The organism is Mariniflexile maritimum (genome assembly GCF_009746565.1).
In the GTDB taxonomy this organism is placed as follows: Bacteria; Bacteroidota; Bacteroidia; order Flavobacteriales; family Flavobacteriaceae; genus Mariniflexile; species Mariniflexile maritimum.
Genome location: NZ_WRPN01000001.1, coordinates 552,348 through 572,913 on the forward strand (window position 1 = coordinate 552,348; position 20,566 = coordinate 572,913).

The 20,566-nt window shown below is 36.6% G+C and carries 22 protein-coding genes; 3 read left to right on the top strand and 19 right to left on the bottom strand.

Annotation, left to right across the window (positions count from 1 at the left end; translation table 11 throughout):
* Positions 1-89 precede the first annotated feature (89 nt).
* The 11 genes from GQO80_RS02370 to GQO80_RS02415 all read right to left on the bottom strand — a co-directional run bounded on the left by GQO80_RS02370 (position 90) and on the right by GQO80_RS02415 (position 9,535).
* Positions 90-1,532: a DUF3570 domain-containing protein gene (locus GQO80_RS02370; RefSeq protein WP_157206640.1), complete on the bottom strand. Its 1,443-nt coding sequence runs from the start codon at positions 1,530-1,532 to the stop codon at positions 90-92.
* A gap of 12 nt (positions 1,533-1,544) precedes the next feature.
* Positions 1,545-1,754, bottom strand: coding sequence for a DUF4266 domain-containing protein (locus tag GQO80_RS02375; protein WP_157206643.1), 210 nt, complete (start codon positions 1,752-1,754; stop codon positions 1,545-1,547).
* Entirely contained in the window at positions 1,754-2,740 is a 987-nt protein-coding gene (locus GQO80_RS02380) for an FAD:protein FMN transferase (RefSeq protein ID WP_157206645.1), read from the bottom strand. The genes GQO80_RS02375 and GQO80_RS02380 overlap by 1 nt, the downstream gene beginning before the upstream one ends.
* Positions 2,740-3,183, bottom strand: a complete 444-nt coding sequence (locus tag GQO80_RS02385) for a thioredoxin family protein (protein ID WP_232333097.1) — start codon at positions 3,181-3,183, stop codon at positions 2,740-2,742. The genes GQO80_RS02380 and GQO80_RS02385 overlap by 1 nt, the downstream gene beginning before the upstream one ends.
* 157 nt (positions 3,184-3,340) lie before the next feature.
* Positions 3,341-4,564, bottom strand: coding sequence for a phosphoserine phosphatase SerB (serB, locus tag GQO80_RS02390; RefSeq protein WP_157206647.1), 1,224 nt, complete (start codon positions 4,562-4,564; stop codon positions 3,341-3,343).
* Positions 4,565-4,657: 93 nt separating this feature from the next.
* Positions 4,658-5,143, bottom strand: coding sequence for an ABC transporter ATPase (locus GQO80_RS02395; protein WP_157206649.1), 486 nt, complete (start codon positions 5,141-5,143; stop codon positions 4,658-4,660).
* A gap of 31 nt (positions 5,144-5,174) precedes the next feature.
* Entirely contained in the window at positions 5,175-5,969 is a 795-nt protein-coding gene (locus tag GQO80_RS02400; RefSeq protein ID WP_157206651.1) for a (Fe-S)-binding protein, read from the bottom strand.
* A gap of 83 nt (positions 5,970-6,052) precedes the next feature.
* A complete protein-coding gene (locus GQO80_RS02405) occupies positions 6,053-7,366 on the bottom strand; it encodes a (Fe-S)-binding protein (RefSeq protein WP_157206653.1) in 1,314 nt (437 codons plus the stop codon).
* Between the two features lie 10 nt (positions 7,367-7,376).
* Positions 7,377-8,330: an MlaD family protein gene (locus GQO80_RS02410; RefSeq protein WP_232333098.1), complete on the bottom strand. Its 954-nt coding sequence runs from the start codon at positions 8,328-8,330 to the stop codon at positions 7,377-7,379.
* A gap of 51 nt (positions 8,331-8,381) precedes the next feature.
* Positions 8,382-8,573, bottom strand: coding sequence for a hypothetical protein (locus tag GQO80_RS15935; RefSeq protein WP_317163206.1), 192 nt, complete (start codon positions 8,571-8,573; stop codon positions 8,382-8,384).
* Positions 8,561-9,535: an N-acetylmuramoyl-L-alanine amidase family protein gene (locus GQO80_RS02415; RefSeq protein ID WP_317163207.1), complete on the bottom strand. Its 975-nt coding sequence runs from the start codon at positions 9,533-9,535 to the stop codon at positions 8,561-8,563. Before GQO80_RS02415 ends, GQO80_RS15935 begins: the two co-directional genes overlap by 13 nt.
* Positions 9,536-9,721: 186 nt before the next feature.
* Between GQO80_RS02415 and GQO80_RS02420 the strand changes: the two genes are divergently transcribed.
* Together GQO80_RS02420 and GQO80_RS02425 are read left to right on the top strand one after the other, a co-directional pair.
* Positions 9,722-12,472: a putative LPS assembly protein LptD gene (locus GQO80_RS02420; RefSeq protein ID WP_157206654.1), complete on the top strand. Its 2,751-nt coding sequence runs from the start codon at positions 9,722-9,724 to the stop codon at positions 12,470-12,472.
* A gap of 109 nt (positions 12,473-12,581) precedes the next feature.
* Positions 12,582-12,962 (top strand): Rid family detoxifying hydrolase, encoded by a 381-nt coding sequence (locus GQO80_RS02425; RefSeq protein WP_157206656.1) that lies wholly within the window; start codon positions 12,582-12,584, stop codon positions 12,960-12,962.
* Between the two features lie 9 nt (positions 12,963-12,971).
* Here GQO80_RS02425 and GQO80_RS02430 read toward each other — a convergent pair whose 3' ends face one another.
* Positions 12,972-14,387: an ATP-binding protein gene (locus tag GQO80_RS02430; protein ID WP_157206659.1), complete on the bottom strand. Its 1,416-nt coding sequence runs from the start codon at positions 14,385-14,387 to the stop codon at positions 12,972-12,974.
* Positions 14,388-14,513: 126 nt separating this feature from the next.
* On the opposite strand from GQO80_RS02430, the gene GQO80_RS02435 reads away from it, so the two are divergent.
* A complete protein-coding gene (locus GQO80_RS02435; protein ID WP_157206660.1) occupies positions 14,514-15,554 on the top strand; it encodes a GMP reductase in 1,041 nt (346 codons plus the stop codon).
* A gap of 217 nt (positions 15,555-15,771) precedes the next feature.
* On the opposite strand, the gene GQO80_RS02440 is transcribed toward GQO80_RS02435, so the two are convergent.
* The 7 genes from GQO80_RS02440 to GQO80_RS02465 form a co-directional block, all read right to left on the bottom strand.
* Positions 15,772-16,089, bottom strand: a complete 318-nt coding sequence (locus GQO80_RS02440) for a type II toxin-antitoxin system RelE/ParE family toxin (RefSeq protein ID WP_157206662.1) — start codon at positions 16,087-16,089, stop codon at positions 15,772-15,774.
* Between the two features lie 3 nt (positions 16,090-16,092).
* A complete protein-coding gene (locus tag GQO80_RS02445; RefSeq protein ID WP_157206664.1) occupies positions 16,093-16,326 on the bottom strand; it encodes a hypothetical protein in 234 nt (77 codons plus the stop codon).
* A 60-nt stretch (positions 16,327-16,386) separates the two neighbouring features.
* Positions 16,387-16,635 carry a hypothetical protein gene (locus tag GQO80_RS15940; protein ID WP_317163209.1) on the bottom strand — a complete coding sequence of 83 codons (249 nt, stop codon included), beginning with the start codon at positions 16,633-16,635 and terminating at the stop codon, positions 16,387-16,389.
* Positions 16,580-16,822 (bottom strand): transposase, encoded by a 243-nt coding sequence (locus tag GQO80_RS15945; RefSeq protein ID WP_317163210.1) that lies wholly within the window; start codon positions 16,820-16,822, stop codon positions 16,580-16,582. The genes GQO80_RS15940 and GQO80_RS15945 overlap by 56 nt, the downstream gene beginning before the upstream one ends.
* 185 nt (positions 16,823-17,007) lie before the next feature.
* Positions 17,008-18,165 carry a hypothetical protein gene (locus tag GQO80_RS02455; RefSeq protein ID WP_157206666.1) on the bottom strand — a complete coding sequence of 386 codons (1,158 nt, stop codon included), beginning with the start codon at positions 18,163-18,165 and terminating at the stop codon, positions 17,008-17,010.
* Between the two features lie 179 nt (positions 18,166-18,344).
* Complete coding sequence (locus tag GQO80_RS02460; RefSeq protein ID WP_157206668.1) at positions 18,345-19,562, bottom strand: ATP-binding cassette domain-containing protein; 1,218 nt, start codon at positions 19,560-19,562, stop codon at positions 18,345-18,347.
* 101 nt (positions 19,563-19,663) lie between these two features.
* On the bottom strand, positions 19,664-20,533 hold the full coding sequence (locus GQO80_RS02465) for an N-acetylglucosamine kinase (protein WP_157206670.1): 870 nt from the start codon (positions 20,531-20,533) through the stop codon (positions 19,664-19,666).
* Positions 20,534-20,566: the final 33 nt, after the last annotated feature.

Genomic DNA, 20,566 nt, shown 5'->3' on the forward strand with positions numbered 1-20,566 from the left:
CAATAGCAACATAAATAATCATGCCAAAATACTACTTTTAAGATGAAGATTAAAAAACTTTAAGATAGATTTATAAAAGATTATAAACACTAGTTGTCCATAACAAATTTAACACCAGCAGAAACAATATTGGCATTTAACCCGGTGTTGCGTTTATAGTTATTGTATTTTAAATCGATGCTTTTTAAACCCAGTTTCCAAATGTGCGATTTTGTAAAAATATCGGTATAACCAATGCCGAAACCATATTGATTGGCGTTGAATTTAGACAAATCATAATCGGACGTATAATACTGATTTGTGGAAATATTCTCATCAAAAGGCGCAAAATAATCGGCAGCAGTTTGGTTATAGTACCTATACGTTGGATAAAGGGTGAATTTTGATGAGATTTTAATGGGCAATTCGATACTTGCAGTATGCGATTTTATACCCCAATCGTCAAAATAATAGCGGTAATAGGTTCGCATGGTAACGACTTCATTGAAATAATAATTAAAGCGCAGGCCAAATGGCATCTTAAATCGCGTATCGGGTAAACGCTCAATATCATCAGCCAATTGAAAAACATCTTTATTGTTGGGCGACGTGTAGTTGTTTATACTTGAGGCATTTCCAATAAAATAATTGGCAACATCAGCAAAATACACACGTTGCATTGGGTTTGAAAGCCAGCCTTTTTGCTGAACCACATCAAAAAACAACGAAACCTGTGCATTTTTATTCAATATTTGTGAAAAACTAAAAGATAGTGAATAGGAATTTCTACCCTTATTGTCTATAAGTTTAAAACCCGAAATAGGGTTCCAACCTGTACTTGCATTACCATTTTGATCTAAAATTGTGATACCTTCAAAAAAACCTTGGTTTAAATTACCGTTTACTTCCAGATACGAATCTAACTCGGTTGGGTATTTTGGCATCCATGTGTCCAAATATATTTTTGTATTAACACCTAGTGTAGTGTTTTTTTCATTGAACTGTTTAAGTATGCCACCACCAAAACCCAATGAAAAATAATCATATTCGGTTGCTAATGAAACATCCGCGTTCCAAACCGTGTTTCTATTATCCGAACTATGGGAATAATCCAAATTCACATTACTCCAAACATCTTGTCGCGAAGCACCAGAAGAAGCCACCCATGGACTTCCTACAACATTCCCTGCAGCATTTCTGTCATCATCTTCATCGTCGTCATCACCACCACCATTTCGTGAGGCCCCACTAATATCAAACGGGTTTAGGTTACTTGAAGAAGCCGAGGTGTATGCCGAAATTCCCACATCTATTGTAAGCACATCATCGGCATTTAAAGGCATGCTTATTACAATGGTGGGCGTAAAATCGGAAAGTTTTTCTGTTCCAATACCACCCGTTACAGAGGCGTTATTTCCATCTTGGGTATAATAGCTTGTTAAAAAATCGACTTCCGTAGTTTCTAAAACACGCTTTTTAAAAGTGGCTTGGTTTTCTTGAGCAATTCCTAGTGCAGCAAAAAGTAAAATTGGCAAGTATATAAGCTTTTTCATCTTCATAATTATTTAATTACAACCACAGCCACCGCCAGATTTACCACCATTTGCGCCAGATGCACCTTCGCGATACACTTGGAAATTTGTTTCAAACCGATTGACTTTTTTTTGCGACAACACCATATCGGGGTCGCTCAAATTTACTTTTTCGTATTCTTTAACAGCGGTGCACGATGTAAATGCCATTGCTATAAGAACAAGCATTGTTAACTTTTTCATTAATCAATAGGTTTTAAATTAATATTTTGGGAGGTATGTAATTTATTATCAGCATCAACAATAACACATTCTACACCTTTAAGTTGGTTTACAAAATCCAAACCCGTTTCTACACCCATTACAAAAATGGAGGTTGCCAAGGCATCGGCCACTTCGGCGTTTGGCGCAAAAACCGTAGCGCTTAATATGCCAGTACTTGGGTAACCCGTTCTGGGGTCGATGATATGCGTATATAAAGTACCGTTTAGGGTTACATACTTTTCGTAATTGCCCGAAGTTACTACCGCACTATTATGCACCGGTAACCATGAAAAAACCTTGCTTTTATTTAACGGGTTCACTATGGCTACCATCCAATCTTTGCCATCGGGCTGTTTTCCCCATGTGTTCAAATCGCCAGAAGCATTTATAATACCTGCCACAACCCCTTTTTGCTGTAATAACGCTTTGGCTTTATCGGCTGCATACCCTTTACCAATAGCACCAAAACCAATCTTCATACCTGCTAACTTTAGGAAAACAGAATGATTTTCGTCGTTTAGAATAATGTTTTGGTAACCTACTTTTGAAACGGAGTTTTTAATGGCTTCTTCCGAAGGCATTTCAGTCATGCTACCATCAAAATGCCAAACTTTATCCATTGAAGCGTAACTAATATCAAAAGCACCATTGGTAAGTTTTGATATTTTTAAGGAACGCTTGATTAATTGGTACAGTTCTTCATCAACAATAATGGGTTTTATTCCACAATTTCTATTGATTTCTAAAGTTTGGGAACGGGCATCCCATGAAGAAATCAATTTTTCAATTCTTGCTATTTCATTAACTGCCAAATCTATATACTGATTGCCTTCCGTTTCAGAATTTGCAACCACCGTAATATCAAAACGGCTTCCCATAAGTTTCAACGTTCGTTCATAAACGTTTTGAGAAGTGGCAGCAAGTGTCATTAAAATAAGCAGGGCATTACAGATACTTTTTAACATTATTTTATAAATGAAGCTAACTTAGTGTAGTATTGTGTTGGGGTTATTTTTTCGTACCCCATGTTTCCTAGTACTTTTCCGTTTTTATCTAAAACAACCACAAAAGGAAAATAGCCTTGATTGTTATAAGTTTCGGCAAGTTTTTGGTTCTGTAATTCTAAGTTTGAAGGAAGTTTGTTCGCTTTTTTTCTGGGAAAATCGGCTTTTAGCATTACAAAATGATTTTTTGCTAAATCTTGATATTCCTTGGTGTTCCAAATTTCCTTGTCTAATTTCATACAGGGTGCACACCAATCGGAACCTTGAAAAACCAGCACAATATGTTGGTTGGTTTTTGATGCAACCTGTTTTGCCTCTTCAAAATTTGTGGTCCACTCTTGTGCACCAACAAAAAATGACAAGCTAAAAAATGCAACGTATAGCAAATAGGCTTTTGTTTTCAAACGGCTAAAAATTTATAATTGAAACATTAAAAAACCACTAAATAAAAAAAGAAACCATTAAAAAATAACGCGAAATAATATTTAATATTTTGAAGGATTGTAATTTATATTAAATCCAATTAAACAGTCGCTTCAACAATTAACGAATAAGCTCAGGTTATTCCAATAAATCGATATGCCTATCGTGGTAGCCCAACAGGTACAAAACACCATCAAGTCCAATGCTTGAAATGGAACTTTGCGCATTTTCCTTTACGGTAGGTTTTGCATGAAAGGCGATGCCCAAACCTGCAAGATTGAGCATGGGCAAATCGTTGGCGCCATCGCCCACTGCAATGGTTTGACTGATATCAATGCCTTCCTGTTGTGCTAATTTTTGAAGATATTCGGCTTTTTTGTTGCCATCAATAATTTCACCCAAATAGCCGCCCGTTAATACGCCATCAACAATTTCAAGTTGGTTGGCAAATACATAATCGATGCCCAATTCCTTTTGTAAATGGTGGCCAAAATAAGTAAATCCACCCGATAAAATGGCGGTTTTAAAACCGTAACTTTTTAAGGTATCTATCAATCTTTTTGCGCCTTTGGTAAGTGGCAGGTTTACGGCAACATCATGCAACACATCCTCACTTAACCCTTTTAACAGCTTCATGCGCTTGGTAAAACTTTCGGTAAAATCTATTTCACCTTGCATGGCTTGTTCGGTTATGGCTTTTACTTCATCGCCAACTCCTGCCAATTCTGCCAATTTATCAATAACTTCGGCTTGAATTAGGGTTGAATCCATATCGAAACACACCAAACGACGGTTTCGGCGGTAAATATTATCTTCTTGAAAAGCAATATCAACATTCAAATCTCTTGAAATTTGCATGAATTTTTCGGTAAACTCACGTTTATCATCAATATGCCCCCTAATTGAAAGTTGGATGCAAGCTCGTGGATATTCTTCTTTTTTAAGTAAAGATGTTCTACCCGTAAGCCGTTTTATGGAATCGATATTCAGGTTTTTCTCTGAGATTATTTTTGTTACTTCCGAAATTTGTTCAGCCGTTAGTTTTTCGCCCAAAATAGTAACAATATAGCGGTCTTTTCCTTGAAGCGTAACCCATTTTTCGTAATTTTCGAGTGTGATGGGTGTGAACTTTGCCTTGATGCCAAGTTCATACGATTTAAAAAGCAAATCTTTTAAAACGGCGGCCGATTTTGCGCCGGAATGTATTTCAAATAAAATACCCAATGAGAGAGTATCGTGAATATTTGCCTGCCCTATGTCGAGTACCTTGGCACCATATTCGGCCAAAACGCCTGTTAAACTTGATGTTAGCCCTGGCTTGTCCTGTCCAGAAATATTTAATAGGAAAATTTCCTTTGCCATATTATTTTATACCTTTTTTGAGCTGTAAAACTGCTTATTTTATTTAATATATGAACGTTTAATTTTAAGTTTTGCGATAAAGGATTGCATACTTTATTTTACAAACCTACTGTGCCAACTGTCGCTTGCGGGTACTTCCCAACTTTCGTTAAATTCGGCAATGGTGGTTACTAAATTGTTAAAAACAATGGTGTTTTTTGAAACGGCCTTATCTTTTGCCATTTGTTTAAAATCAATCAGCGTTTTGTAAGCTACAAAATCGCCCTGTTTGTATGAAACGTTCATTTTATCCAATAAATCGACATTATATTGACTTTCCAATTGCTGAATAAAACGTACCGACTCATCAATGGAACAACCCGAAGCCTTATTTAAGTTTTGATTGATACCAATAATGATAAACCGTTTATATTTAATGAGATAGCCTGCATACAAATCACTGCCGTGTGCTGTCCAGTTTTCAATAAAAACATCTAATTTTGATTGTATTTCTTCAATTTCTTCTTCGGAAAACGAGCGATTTGCTTGGTAAATCCAAACACGTGATTCTTCGGGCAGGGTATTAAAATCTACTAACATTTATTTGATTTACGATTTTTGAATTCAGAATTTATAAATTTTGGGCATTTGCGATTAATTCCGCAATATCATATATTTTCACCGATGCTTCTTTTTCCTTGGCCTTTACACCATCGGTCATCATGGTATTGCAAAACGGGCAGCCCGTTGCGATAATGCTCGCTTGGGTTTCAAGGGCATCCTCGGTTCTAAGCACGTTAATATCTTTATCGCCTTTTTCTGGTTCCTTAAACATTTGTGCGCCACCAGCGCCACAACATAGGGCCGTTCTTCGGTTGCGCTTCATTTCAACCAATTCAACGCCTAAATTTTTCAATAGGGTTCTTGGGGCTTCGTATTCATTATTGGCACGACCTAAATAACACGGGTCATGGAATGTGATGCGCTTGCCTTTTAAGTTTGAATTGTCTTCAATGGTTAAACGCTTATTTTTAATTAAATCGGCAATAAATTGGGTGTGATGCTGCACGTTATAATGGCCCCCAAGTTCTGGATATTCATTTTTTAGGGTATTATATGAATGTGGACAGGCCGTAACGATGTGCTTAACTTGGTAAGCGTTTAACAATTCTATGTTTGAAAGGGCTTGCATTTGAAACAAAAACTCGTTTCCTGCGCGTTTGGCAACATCGCCGGTTGAGCTTTCTTCGGTGCCTAATACTGCAAAATCTACCTTTGCCTTGTTTAGGATTTTCACAAATGCCCTGGTTATTTTTTTGGCCCGATCGTCATAACTTCCAGCTGCACCAACCCAGAATAATACCTCTGGTTGCCTGCCTTCTGCCATACATTCTGCCATGGTTGGCACTTTAAGTAATTCACTCATAGCGTGCTTTTGTTTGTTATTTTGTGTGCGTTAGGGATTTTGTCCCGATAGCAATCGGGATTGGTAACGCCCAAATTATACTATTATTCGTCTTTCCAATTTAACCTATCCATTTGATTGTAAGGCCAAGGGGCACCATTGTTTTCAATGTTGGCCATCATGCTATTAAGTTCGGTAGGGGCAGCACTTTGCTCCATAACCAGATAACGACGCATTTCGATGATGATTGATAACGGGTCGATGCTTATGGGGCATGCTTCTACACAGGCATTGCAGGTGGTACAGGCCCAAAGCTCTTCAGGGGTAATATAATCGCCCAACAGCTGTTTACCATCGTCTTTAAATGTACCCTTGTTGGCATCGATGTTTTTCCCAACTTCTTCTAATCGGTCGCGGGTATCCATCATAATTTTACGGGGCGATAGTTTTTTGCCCGTTAAATTTGCAGGACATTCGCTGGTACAACGGCCACATTCCGTACAGCTGTAGGCGTTTAAAAGTTGTACCCAGGTTAAATCTTGAACGTCGCTGGCACCGAATTTTGCCGGTACATCAGGTTGCGTTCCTTCAGGTTGTGAAGCAAACGGATCGACATTGGGATCGAGCATTAATTTGACTTCATTAGTAACCGAAGCGACATTGTTTAGTTGACCTTTGGGCGCAATCTTGCCGTAATATGTGTTTGGAAACGCCAGTAAAATGTGCAGGTGTTTTGAAAAATACAGGTAATTTAAAAATACCAAAATACCGGTAATGTGCAGCCACCATGCACTTCGCTCGATAATATGAAGTGTGTTTGCGGATAAACCTTCAAACAATGGCGCTATAAATTGACTAATTACATTGCCAGAATGGATGTTTTGAAAATGAACATCGGTAGCATTCATGATTAAAAACAGGCCCATTAAAACCATTTCAAAATACAAAATGTAATTGGCATCGTTTTTTGGCCAACTGGTCATTTCACTTTTCCAGAAACGGGCCAGTTTTATGAAATTTCTTCGCATCCAGAAAATGATAACCGATACAAAAACCAATACCGCCAACACCTCAAAAGTGCCAATTAAAAATCCGTAAACCGCTGTTGGCAAAATAGTTAAACCTATTCGATGCGTTCCAAATATTCCATCGATAATGATTTCTAAAACTTCAATATTAATAATGATAAAGCCTACATAAACAACTAGGTGCAAAATGCCGGCAATGGGGCGACGTACCATTTTGCTCTGCCCTAAAGCTATTATTGCCATATTTTTTAAACGTTGCGATTTGTTGTCGCTTACATTTATTGGCTGCCCCAATTGAATGTTCCGAATAAGCTTTTTTACGTTTTTTGCAAAATAACCTATGCCAATAACGAGGACTGCTAGAAAAAGGAGATTGAAAAGGTAATTCATAGGATATTAATTAGCCTTTATTTTTAATTTCATTGCCCTGGGCATCGTATTGTTTTGGTTTTTTTCCGAATAAAGAAAAATGCACATAGCGTTTGGGGTTCAGCTTCATGTCCTGTAAAAGTTGTTCTAATTGTAAAGTTGCCCCTTCTAAATTATTATAAACGGCATCGTCTTTTAAAAGTTTTCCAACAGAACCTTCACCGCGCTCAACAGCTGCAAGCACCGCGTTTAGATTATCGAGGGTTTTGTGAAGCGATGCTACGGTTTCGCCCATATTGGCATCCTTTAATTGAGCGATTAAAACGGCTAGATCTTTACTGGTAGTTTTAAAGTTTTCTAAAACCTCTGCAATGTTCTTGTCGTTTTTTAAGATAACACTATTAACGGCATTTGAAGTGTTTTTAAAGGATTTTAAGGTGGTGTTCAATTCTGCAATGGTTTGTTTTAAACCTTCGGCGGAATTGTCGGTTACCAACTTGTTCAAGCTAACCATTAAAGTGTCGGTTGATTTTAAGGTAGCATCCAAATTATCGCTTATTCCAGAAAAGTTTTTGGAAAGATTGGTTACCAAACCAAATTCGACGGTAGATTTTAAAAAATCGCCCGGTTTTGCCTGTTCTCCTTCGTTACTAATAAGAATGGCCAAAGCGTTACCGCCCATTAAACCGGTTTCGTACATTTTAATGGTACTGTTTTTAGAGAATTTTAATTGCTCGCTAACGGTAAAGGACACCCTTGTTTTACCTGTATCATAATTGTAAACAATATCCTGAATTTTCCCAACGGTATTGCCCATAACGGTAACTGGCGAGGATTTATCAAGGGCATTGTAATCGAATTCGGTATAAAATACATTGGTTGGTTCCAGTAGGTTTATGCCTTTTAGGTAATTGAACCCAAAAATAAAAAGTAACACTCCCAATACTACTAGTATGCCCGTTTTAACTTCTTTTGATATTTTCAAAATAATGGTTTTAGATGTACAAATTTAAAATAAATTTAAAAAAGAAACTCTTTAATTGGTGGTTGTTTTTAATGCCTCGGTAATGCTTATTTTTTTTCCATCCTTAAAAGCAACTATAAAACTGGTTTTGTATCCTTTTTTCATAGCCTCCTCTTCCATCGTTCTGATGTTCTCATAATTGGTAGTATTTCCGTAGAAATATTTATACAAACCGCCTTCTTTTTCACGTGTTATGTTCCGCAAGCCCTTAAAATTATTTGGTTTGGTTTCAATGGCTTTAGCTGTGGCTGCAATTTGCACCTTAAAGGTAACGCCTTCCTTTGCGGTAACCAAATTAGGTTTATTTTCAGGAATATCGGGTAATTTCGTATTGGTTTCTTGGGCTGAAGCGGTATCGGGCACATCCTGTATTTAAAATCGCCCACATTGCCATCCAAATTATGTTTGTATTCCAGTATGGCATTGGCTATGGAAGTTGCCATTTGCATTTGTCCGTTTGCGGAATTTAGGTAAGCTCCTTCTTCTTTGTAGGTTAAAAAGCCCACTTCTATCAAAACACTAGGCATAACGGTTTGGTGCAAAACAATAAATCCTGCTTGTTTTACGCCCCTATTGGTTCGTTTAAGTTTATTTGTGAAACTATTTTGTATGAAACTTGCCAACATGATGCTTTGATCTAAATATTCTTCTTGGCTAATTAAGATGCTCATTACAGATTCTGGGGAATTGGGGTCGAAACCACCATATTTACTTTTATAATCGCTCTCAAGAAATATTACCGAGTTTTCCTTTTTGGCAACCTCAAAATTGGTTTGGTTTCGGTGCGTACCCAACACAAACGTTTCGGTACCATGTGCTTCAGAGCGGTGGGAATTACAATGTACCGACACAAATAAATCGGCTTTGGCCTTGTTGGCAATTTGACCTCGCATAAACAAATCGACAAACACATCGGTTTCACGTGTGTAAACAACCTTTATATTGGGGTTTCTTTCCAGTTGCTTTCCTATTTCCAATACAATTTTTAGTGCTATATCTTTTTCTTTGTAACCATTTCCTGTATTGCCCGGGTCGTGTCCGCCATGGCCAGCATCCAAAACCACCACAAATTGATGGTCTAGGGGGCTATTGTTTGCTATTGCTAATGAGGAATATGTTAATGCGACTATAAATAATACGAAAAGTGATACGCTGTTCGTTCTCATGGGATAAATTATAGGGTTTTAATGGTTTTAATATACCTTCGGGTTTTAAGTCATTATTTAAGTTTTAAAAACATCGCGTAAAATTAAAAATTAAAAACGTGGTTTATTTAGTGTTAACAAGCGACCCTAGTTTAATTTTAAATTTTAATTGAATAATAAATTAATCACAGAAAAATATATGTAATTTTGGCTTTTCAAAAATCGAGCCATACTTTTACAAAAATACATTTAAAAGCGTTGCACACAAACAACTTTAAAATACTTTTTGCATTTAGTTTTACAGTGTTTATTAACACGTTAAGCTTCGCACAAGACACCCCAAAACCCGATGCTGCCATTAATAAAAGCGTTAAGGACAGTATTGTTGTGAGGGCCGATAGCTTGTTGGTTTCACAAACTTCAGAAAAGGCACAGGATTCTACGCTTAAGGATTCCATAAAACCCAAAAAAGAACTTTTGGAGCATACGGTAAAATACCACGCTACCGACTACACCAAGTTTAACCAAAAAGAACATAAACTGTACCTGCGCAACGAGGCAACCATTGATTATGGCGACATGAATATTGCTGCCGGCGATATCACCATCGATTATTCCAAAAACACGGTGTATGCCAAGGGAATAATCGATTCCATTGGTGGCTACACCCAAAAGCCCGTATTTACTCAGGGCAGTAACGTGGTTGAGCCCGACTCCATTCTGTTTAACACCAAAAGCAAAAAAGCCCTTATTTACAATTCAAAATCGGAACAGGGCGAAGGCACCATCATAGCTTCATTGACCAAAAAGGAAAACGATTCGGTTTATTTTTTAAAGAATGCCAAATATACTACTGCCGAAAACTTAGACGATCCGGAATATTATATCAGGTTGCTAAAAGCTAAAATTGTACCCGGAAAAAAAATTGTTACCGGGGCAGCGGGCCTATATATTTACGATATACCAACACCCGTTTGGTTGCCGTTCAGTTTTTTTCCACAGTCTGAAAAACAAACTTCAGGTATTTTAATTCCCAGTTTTGGCGAACAAAACGACCGTGGTTACTTTCTACAAAACGGTGGATACTATCTTGCCATTAACGATTATGTGGATTTGGCCATTTTGGGCGATTATTACACCAATGGCAGCTATGGGTTGCGTACCGAAAGCACCTATGCCAAGCGCTATAAGTTTCGTGGAAATTTCGGTTTTAGATATGAAAACCTGATAAACAGTGAACGTGGTTTTCCCGATTATTCAAAATCGACTATTTACAATATCCGTTGGTCGCACAGCCAAGACGGAAAATCGAATCCCAACTCGCGGTTTTCCGCTTCGGTAAACTTAGGGAGCAGCAAATATTACCGCAATTCGGTAAACCAGATCAACTCGGGGGCCTTTTTAAATAACACCCTATCGTCGTCGGTATCATATTCAAAAACCTTCCAAACAGTACCCGAGGCGAACATTAGTTTAACGGCAACACATTCGCAAAACACCAACACCCAAGAAATAAACATGACCCTTCCAACCTTTCAGGGAAGTTTGGGCAGAATTTACCCTTTTGCATCAAAAACAGGTTCAAAAAAGGGCATCATTCAAAATATTAACTTGCAATATAGCGTGCGCGGTGAAAACAGAATCAATACCAGCGATTCCATCTTCTTCAAAAAAGAAATGTTTAACGATGCATTGGCAGGCTTTCAGCACAGTATCCCGCTTAGTACCAATTTTAAATTGTTCAAATATTTTAGCTTAAGTGCGAGTAGTAGTTTTAATGAGGTTTGGACGTTTAACACGATAAAAAAATCGTTTGATGCCACCACCCAAAAAACAATTACCGAAGATGTAAAAGGTTTTGACGCCTTTAGAACCTACAATTTCAGTACCAGTTTAGGAACCACCATTTACGGGATGTTTAATTTTGAAAAAGAAGGCACCGACAGAAAAATCAAGGCCATCCGACACATCATTCGCCCTTCCATAAGCTACAATATCAATCCTGCATTTGATAAATATTATGATAGTTTTGAAGTGGTAAGTGCCGACGGAGTAACTAAAAGTGAAGCAGAATACACCCGATTTGAACAAGGCATTTTTGGCAGCCCCGGCAATGCCTTTTCCAGCGCTATGGGCATTTCGGTTTCCAACAACATTGAAGCCAAGGTTCGCGATAAGGACACCACCGCTACCGAGGCCAAAAAAATCATTTTATTGAATAATTTGAATTTTAGTACCTCCTATAACTTTGCGGGCGATTCGTTGCAATGGAGCCCCGTAAGAATGAGTGGCGGCACACAAATATTCGACAATAAAATGAGCATCAATTTTGGTGCTACCCTAGACCCCTATGCCCTAGACAACAACAATAACCGCATTGATAAATATAACATTGAAAACGGTGGAAGCCTTTTTAGATTAACCAGTGCCAATTTAACCACCAGTTGGTCCTTATCGAGCAAAAAAGGGGGCGATAAAGAAAAAAACAAAAAGGGTATAGAGGAAAACCTACGCAGTGGCGGACGGGCCGATGATTTGTTTGGCGTTTCGGAAGACTTTGCAAACGAACAAATGAATCCGGATGATGAAGAAGAGGAAGAACAACCCAGTGAGTTTTACCATAGCAACATCCCTTGGAACTTACGCATTGCCTACGCTCTAAATTATTCGAATAACAGGCGGGAAAACGAAATATCATCACATTCGCTCATGTTTTCGGGGGATATTAAATTATCCGAAAAATGGTCCATAGGCGCTTCTTCGGGCTACGATTTAAAAAACGCCGGCTTCACCTATACCCAATTGCGGTTTGAACGCGATTTAATGAGCTGGCGCATGAATTTTAGTTGGGTGCCATTTAGCGATAGAAGTTCATGGAATTTCTTTATAGGTATTAAATCGAGTATCTTAAAGGATTTAAAATACGAGAAACGCAACCAGCCTGATTTACGGCTTTAAGGTTTAGGCATTAGGCATTAGGCATGAGGCATGAGGCATTAGAAAATTAAGGATGCTGTTAGAATTCATCAATATGTAGTCCTGCATTCGTGACATAAAAAACTTCAATATGAAAAAAATAATAAACACACCAAGCGCCCCTGCTCCTATTGGGCCATACAATCAAGCTATTTTAAGCGGAAACACCTTATATACTTCGGGGCAAATTGCCATTAATCCTATAACGAACGCACTTGTTTTGGATAATATTTCAACGGAAACCATGCAAGTTATGCATAATTTAAAAGCGGTTTTAGAAGCTGCCAACATGACTTTTGAAAATGTGGTAAAAGCCTCAATTTTTATTAGTAACATGGATGATTTTGCCAAAATAAACGACGTTTATGGCCGCTTTTTTGAGGAGGCTAGTGCCCCAGCGCGCGAAACCGTGCAAGTAGCCCGTTTGCCCAAAAACGTACATGTTGAAATTAGCCTTATTGCAGTTAAGTAACTGATGCTGTCATGGCATGTTTTTTTTTGAATAGGTCTTCAACAACGCTTTAAGTTTTGATACTTCAATGGGTTTTGCCAAAAAGTGGTTGATTCCTGCATGTTTGGCTTTTTCAATATCGTCTTCAAAAGCACTGGCTGAAACCGCTATAATGGGGGTTTTTAACTCTAAATATTTATCGGTTTCCTTAATGGCCATTGTGGCTTGGTAACCATCCATATCTGGCATGTAAATATCCATGAATACCATATCGAAATCCAGTATTTTGTACAGTTCAACCGCTTCCAAACCATTTTTTGCAAAGGTGCAATCGGCACCTTGTTGTTCCAGTAAAAATTTAATTACCTTTTGGTTCATTCTATTGTCCTCGGCCACCAAAACGTTAAACTTATCGAGCAAAACAGGTTTTAAATTTACTTTTTCAGCTTGAATGTTTAGGGTTTTCTTGAGCTGTAAGGTAAAATAAAAGGTAGAGCCTTCGTTTTCCTTACTTTCCAATTTAAGCTCGCCACCCATTAGCTTTACAAGTTGGTGCGAAATGGAAAGCCCCATGCCACCGCCTCTAAAGTCTTTTATAAAAGAAGTGGTTTCACTATTTTTCGAGTCGTCAAAAATTTGTTTCACCTCGTGAGGGCGCAGGCCAATGCCCGTATCCTTGATGTAGAAGGTTACCATTTGGTAATCGTCGATATTAACGGTTTGGTCGATTATAATGGAAATTTTTCCTGCATTGGTGAACTTTATGGCGTTGTTTATTAAATTTATAAGCACCTGTTGAATTCGCACCGAATCGCCCAAAAGTGAAAATTTTTGTTTGTCGTTCTCCAAAAATCGGTATTCAAACTGCAAGCCTTTTTCCCAGGCTTGGTATTCAAAAACCTTAAAAAGATGCGACAAATCTGCTTTCAGATCAATTGCCAATAAGTTTAACACCGCACCGCCCGTTTCAACATCGGTATTATTGGTAACCATATTTACAAGTTGCAACAAATGCTGTGAGGAATATTCGGCAATTTCTACCTGCGCAGTTTGGTCGGCGTCCAATTCGGTTTGTTTCAGCATGTTCAGCATCCCAATTACCGTATTGAGCGGAGTGCGGATTTCGTAGCTCATATTTGCCAAATACACCGATTTGTAATCGGTAAGCTTGTTGGCTTCTTCCAAATCTAGCTTCAACTCCTCTATCCGTGTTCTTAAATGCGATTTTACAACATCGTTCTTTAACTGGTTCTTAAAAAAATATTGCAAGACCAAAATTTGCACAATGGCAAATGCAAACAAAAACACAATTAAACTGCTAGGGCTTAGTTTGTTTTTAAGGAAAAAAAAGCCCAACAACAAAACAAAAAATATAGACGCTAAAATAATTGCCGATAATAGCTTTTTGGTTTTAATGGATTTTAGAAACTGCAGATAAAATCTCATGGATTTGGAACGGTTTTATAACAAACATATTTATAAATATAATAATTAACCTTTATAATGTGTTTTGTTTTTATAACTTTATCATATAAAAAATACGCCTACAAAGTAACGATAAATTAATAAGGCATGCGCATAGAATATGATATAAAATTAGGGTTTAAGGATGTAATGATTCGTCCGAAGCGTTCCACATTAAAAAGCAGGGCGGAAGTTAATTTAGAACGCGATTTTAAGTTTTTGCACAGTCCGTTTTTATGGACAGGCATCCCGATAATGGCTGCAAATATGGATACCGTTGGCACCTTTGAAATGGCGCGTGCCCTTGCGGAAAAAAAACTGTTTACGGCCATCCATAAACATTACAGCATGAAAGATTGGAATGTGTTTTCCAAAAACAAACCACTTGATATCGAGAACTATATAGCCGTAAGTACGGGCATAAGTAAAAACGATTCGGAGCTGTTGGCAGAAATTTTTAAGCAGCATCCCTATTTAAAATTCATCTGTATTGATGTAGCCAATGGCTATTCCGAACATTTTGCAAAATTTGTGAAACGTACCCGCGACCGCTACCCCGATAAAGTAATTATAGCGGGCAATGTGGTAACGGGTGAAATGGTCGAGGAACTCTTGCTTTCGGGCGCCGATATTGTTAAGGTTGGTATTGGTCCGGGCTCGGTATGTACCACACGTATTAAAACTGGCGTTGGCTACCCGCAACTTTCTGCCATTATAGAATGTGCCGATGCTGCACATGGTTTGGGCGGACAAATAATTAGCGATGGTGGTTGTGCCATTCCTGGCGATATTGCCAAGGCTTTTGGTGCCGGTGCCGATTTTGTTATGCTGGGTGGCATGCTTGCTGGCCATACCGAAAGCGGCGGCGATATTATTGAAAAAGAAGGAAAACCCTATAGGAAGTTTTATGGCATGAGCTCATCGACGGCTATGGATAAACATGTGGGCGGTGTCGCAGAATATAGAGCGAGCGAAGGCAAAACCGTTGAAGTTCCCTATAAAGGTGATGTTGAAGCGACCGTACAGGATATTTTAGGAGGTTTACGAAGCACCTGTACCTACGTGGGCGCACAACGCTTAAAAGAACTAACCAAACGCACCACCTTTATTAGGGTTAACGAGCAGGAAAATAGGGTGTATTCAGAATGATTTTGTTTGAAAAAAACGATTGCTATGAAACAAATCATTTAGGATAATTTATAAAACTCAATGTAAAATGAGGTTAAATTTGACCACTCATAACAATATTACATTCAGATTGGGATTTTTTATATGCAAACCACACGAAAGGATTCGTACGGTAGCGGGGGAATTTCAGAAGATGGCGAGTACAAGCAATTACTTATAGCCATTGCTGGCGATAGTTTTATTTTTTATTACGATTTTCATCGTTCATTTTAATTGGACTTTGTCTAGTATCAAAAACGTCATTAATGATAATTTGATTTTGATTAATTCGATAAATTATTTTGTAGTTTGCGCTAACTAAATATCTGTGATTTTGCTTTAAATTTTCTAGATTTAATTCAAATTGACCAGACTCAGTATTTTTGATTAGTTGTTTGGTTGCGTTAAGAATCTGTTTTCTTGTTTTGTGGGCAGTTTTATTAGACACTTTATTTGAATAATAATCAAAAATATCTTTAAGATTTTCGATAGCAAAATCAGTCCAAATTATTTTCATTTATTACCAGTTTGCAGATAATCGTTCTAACTCATCTTGAGTTTTAAATTTTCCGTTTTTAAAATTATTCTCAGATTGTTCAATTCTGTGAATTAGCTCGTCAACTGTAAATGGCTTAAAGTCAGATGTGTGCTCCTGTTTTCTTAAAATAAACTTTTCTATTCGTTCAATGAATTTTTCGTCTTGCAGTTGAGCAAGGTAAGATATCAAGTTCAGTTTTCTTGTTTGTAAATCCATAAGCTTCGTTTTTTCAAAATTACGAAAATATTCTTTGCGATTTGTTTTAATCTGCACATTTCAAATGTTACCGCAATCAAACATTCTAAAAACGACTACGTTTTCTAGAAGCCCTTTTTGATCTGCATAATCAATAGCACTACTATAAACATAATCTTCTGGTTTATAAACCAATCCTGCTTCTACTGGATTATTATGTACATAATCTATTTTTTGTTGAATAACCTTATTACTCCAAAGCTCAATTGGTTTATTATTGTGTCTCCAAAATTGATAGTGTTTTACATTTGAACTCTTTTCTACTTTCACTTGGGTTTTCTTGTATATTTTTCACTATGGATTTACTGATAAACCGTTTTAAATCGCCTATCAATACTTCTGGTTTTTGATTATTTATGCTCCTAAATACTAAATGAACATGATTACTCATAATGCACCAAGCATGAACTTCTAACCCTTTATTTTTTTGACAATACGACAAACTCTCCAAAAACAAATCTTTATATTCATTTCTCGTGAAAACATCTAGCCATCCTACTGTAATATAAACCTTTAGGATTATGAAACTTGTAATTTCTACTCATGGTTTATGCTTTTTTTCATAATGATAGCAGGAAATTATTATTTTAAATCCACACGAAAGGATTCGTGCGGTAGCGGGGGGGGTTGCCCACAGTTATTTTATTCTACTATTAATAATTCTTCTGTTTCTAAATAATATCTATTTTTCAATGGATTAACTATTTTTCTAAATGATAATTGATGTTTACAACTGAATTTAATAATATTCTCAATTAATTCTGAATATTCACTACTTATTGTTTCTTCTTGGTTTAAAACTTTAATCAATTTATCTGAATTGAGATAAATCTTGACATTTGCTGTCTTTTTTAGTTTAGATAATCCATCTGAAATTGCACTTAAAATTATTTTTTCTTTTGATGCTAAATAAAATGATTTTGTAAAATTCTTTTGGTGCTTTAAATTGTTTCTTTCGTGTTTTAATAACAAAGCATACATTCCTTTACCATTTGAGTCGTCAAGTTTGACACTTAAATAAATTTCAACTAAAGGAATATCAGAATTTCCGTTTTCAGTTTTGTCTTTGGAGAAAGATAGATTCGTGTTTAGTATTTTGGAAATGTATTTAACAATTTCTCTCTGAAAAATATTTAAATTTTTGTAATAAGTGAAGATTAAATTTCCGTTTTCTTCCTCAATATTTTTAAATCCAGCATTTTGATACCAGTTTATAGTTTTTGGTATTTTAGATAAATAACCTTCATCATTTGTCATTCCAAGATGTTCCCAATAATATTCCGTATTATCTTTAAGATTCTCAATAAAAAAATCAACATTTTTTCTTTTTCCTTTATAAACCAAAGGATAGTCATAGACAATATTTAATTCTTCGTGCTTAATCAAACTTTCATAAATCATTTTTTCCTGTTCTGACCGAACAAAGGTATTATCCGAAGTTTGAATATTTAAATTACTTCTAAAGTGGATGTAATTCCCATTGATTCCACTTTTAACTTTATTTTCTTTTTTTGGTTGGCTTTTTTTTCTAAAATGCCACTGAAAAAATTCTCTATTTGTATCGTCAACTCTGCAATTTGGAATTATCTGTTTAAGATAGCCTTTGTCGTGTTGCTTTCTTAAAAATTGATTAAATTCTCTCTGATTATAAAATTTAGAAGATAGATATTTGTCTTTAATTGCGTATTCATATAATTCATTTGACCTAATCTCAACAGATGTGTAGGCGTCTTTCATTAACGAATCCAATCTTTCGCCTATACGTTTTAAAACCTTTATATCTTCAGGTAATTTCTTCATTCGATTTTTTGTCAAAATTATGAACAAATCCTTTTATATCCCAACATCCATTCCCCATAACCAAAAAACACGTCAGTAAATAATTAGTTTTATTGTTGCTACTATCCTGTAAATATAATTAATTTTTCCTACTGAAAATAGAAAACTAATCTGCTTTTTTAACACTAAAAATGTCTTAATTATTTTATTGTTTTTCCCGTAGAACCTTGGTCGCTGGTTGTTAATTCATAAATAAAATCGGGGGTTAAACCAGCTTCTTTTCGGTGGGAAACATACAAAATGGCAGAGTCGGTTTCTTTAGCAATTTTGTTGATGAGTGCGGTAAAAAGGGCCACGTCAAAATCGTCTAAACCATTGGTGGGTTCGTCTAAAATAAGTAATGGGGGCTGCTTCACCATGGCCCGTGCAATAAGCACCAAACGTTGGTGCCCTTTTGATAAGGACAAAAAAGGTTGTTTTCTTAAATGGAACAGTTGCAAAACATGCAACCACTGTTCGGTAATTTTAATTTGCGCGTTGGTGGGTTCTTTATACAGGCCTACGGAATCGAAAAAACCAGAAACAATCATATTCCCTACAGCATCCAAACGTTTGAAACCGCGTAACATTTCCGAGGAAAAATATCCAATCTTCCTTTTTAGGTCCCAAACACTTTCGCCACTGCCCTTTTTTATGCCAAATAGGGTTATATCTTGCCCGTAGGCTTTTGCGTTATCGCCGTAAATCATGCTTAAAATAGTGCTTTTGCCCGAACCATTGGCACCAATGAGTTGCCAAAACTCACCATGTTTAATTTCCCATGAAATAGCGTTTAAAATGGGGCGTTCGCCATAGGCTACGGAAACCTTATTGAATTTGATTAACGGGTTTATAGGTTCTGAAACGGGTTGGTATGGTTTTGGCAAAGCTTCCACAAATGTTATGGCATTTTTTGATTTTGAAGCTTCAATGGTGTTGAATTCCAACAGATTACCATCTTTAAGTTGATAGGTTTTATCAATAAAAGGTAAAATTTCAGCAATGCGATTGGTAATTTGAATGATTTTTACCGAAGCGCTTAAATCGATTAGCGTTTTTTGAATGGCGGCTTGTTTCAAAATATCTAAATTCCCAAAAACATTATCAACTATAAGGTATTCAGGCTTTTTAGAAATGAGATGTTGCAATAAAGCTTGTTTTCGTTCGCCCTCGGAAGAATGTAACAAACTATTTTTGGTGGCGGTTTGCACATCAAAATACCCGTGTATTATTTCTTCTTCAATAAACAAACCCAGGGTTATTTCAGAAAAAAGCGCCCCTTTTAAATTCGAGAGATTTACAATACTATTTCCATGTATGATGTGCTCAATAAGTTGCGGTTTATCATCTTTATTGGAAATGTATATTGCAGTATGCATTGAATACGTTGAAAAAGAATTTCGTTATTGCGCTACTAAGTTATTAACGTTTGTAAAATTATAATAACCAACAACTTAACAACTATTTTATTTTCAAATTACTAACTATTAGCTAATTTTTTGGTATGGTACGCTACTAAACCTTCTATTGGTCGGCGTTCAAAATTTCCAACGGTAAAGCCCATTTCTTGAGCGACTACCTTAATTTCATCTTGGGCAAAATAAGCAATAGAACCTGCAAAATGTACCGGCACTGTTTTGATTTCTTCTTTATACTGCAAAATCATGTTTTTTGCAAACAAGCGAATGCCTGTTTTGATGAGTTCTACAATATATTCCGAATCTTTATTTAAAAACATAAATTCGGCAAAGTTTGCTAAATAGGCATTGGGATTGGGCTGCTTGTAAATATTGTATTTGATATAATCGGCTTCCATGTTATATTTACTGGCAAAGGATACTTTAATATCTTCGGGCATTTGGTTGAAATAATAATCCCTGATCAATTGTTTCCCGTAGTAGTTTCCAGAGGCATCGTCCATAATAATATAGCCCAACGATTGAACACTTTGATGCAATTGCGAACCATCATAATAACTGCAATTAGAGCCTGTACCTAAAATACAAACTACGGCAGCTTCCGTGTCATGGCTAATGGTGCCGTAAACCGCAGCCATGGTATCTTCTTCCACTTTTATGGCTGCATTTACAAATACTTCTTTTAACGCATTATAAACCAACTCCTTACCACGATCGGTACCACAACCGGCTCCGTAAAAGAATACATGCGTAACGTTGTTTCTGTTGGCTTTTAAATCTGGATTTTTTTTAATTGTTTTTACTAGCTTATCTTCCTTTAAAATTTCAGGATTGAGCCCTTTTGTTCTCAACTTTTCCAAAAGTTGTTTACCATTACTATCTACGGCGATCCAATCGCTTTTTGTAGAACCACTATCAACAATTAAAATCATATTTTTTTATATAAAAAAAACTCCACAGATAGT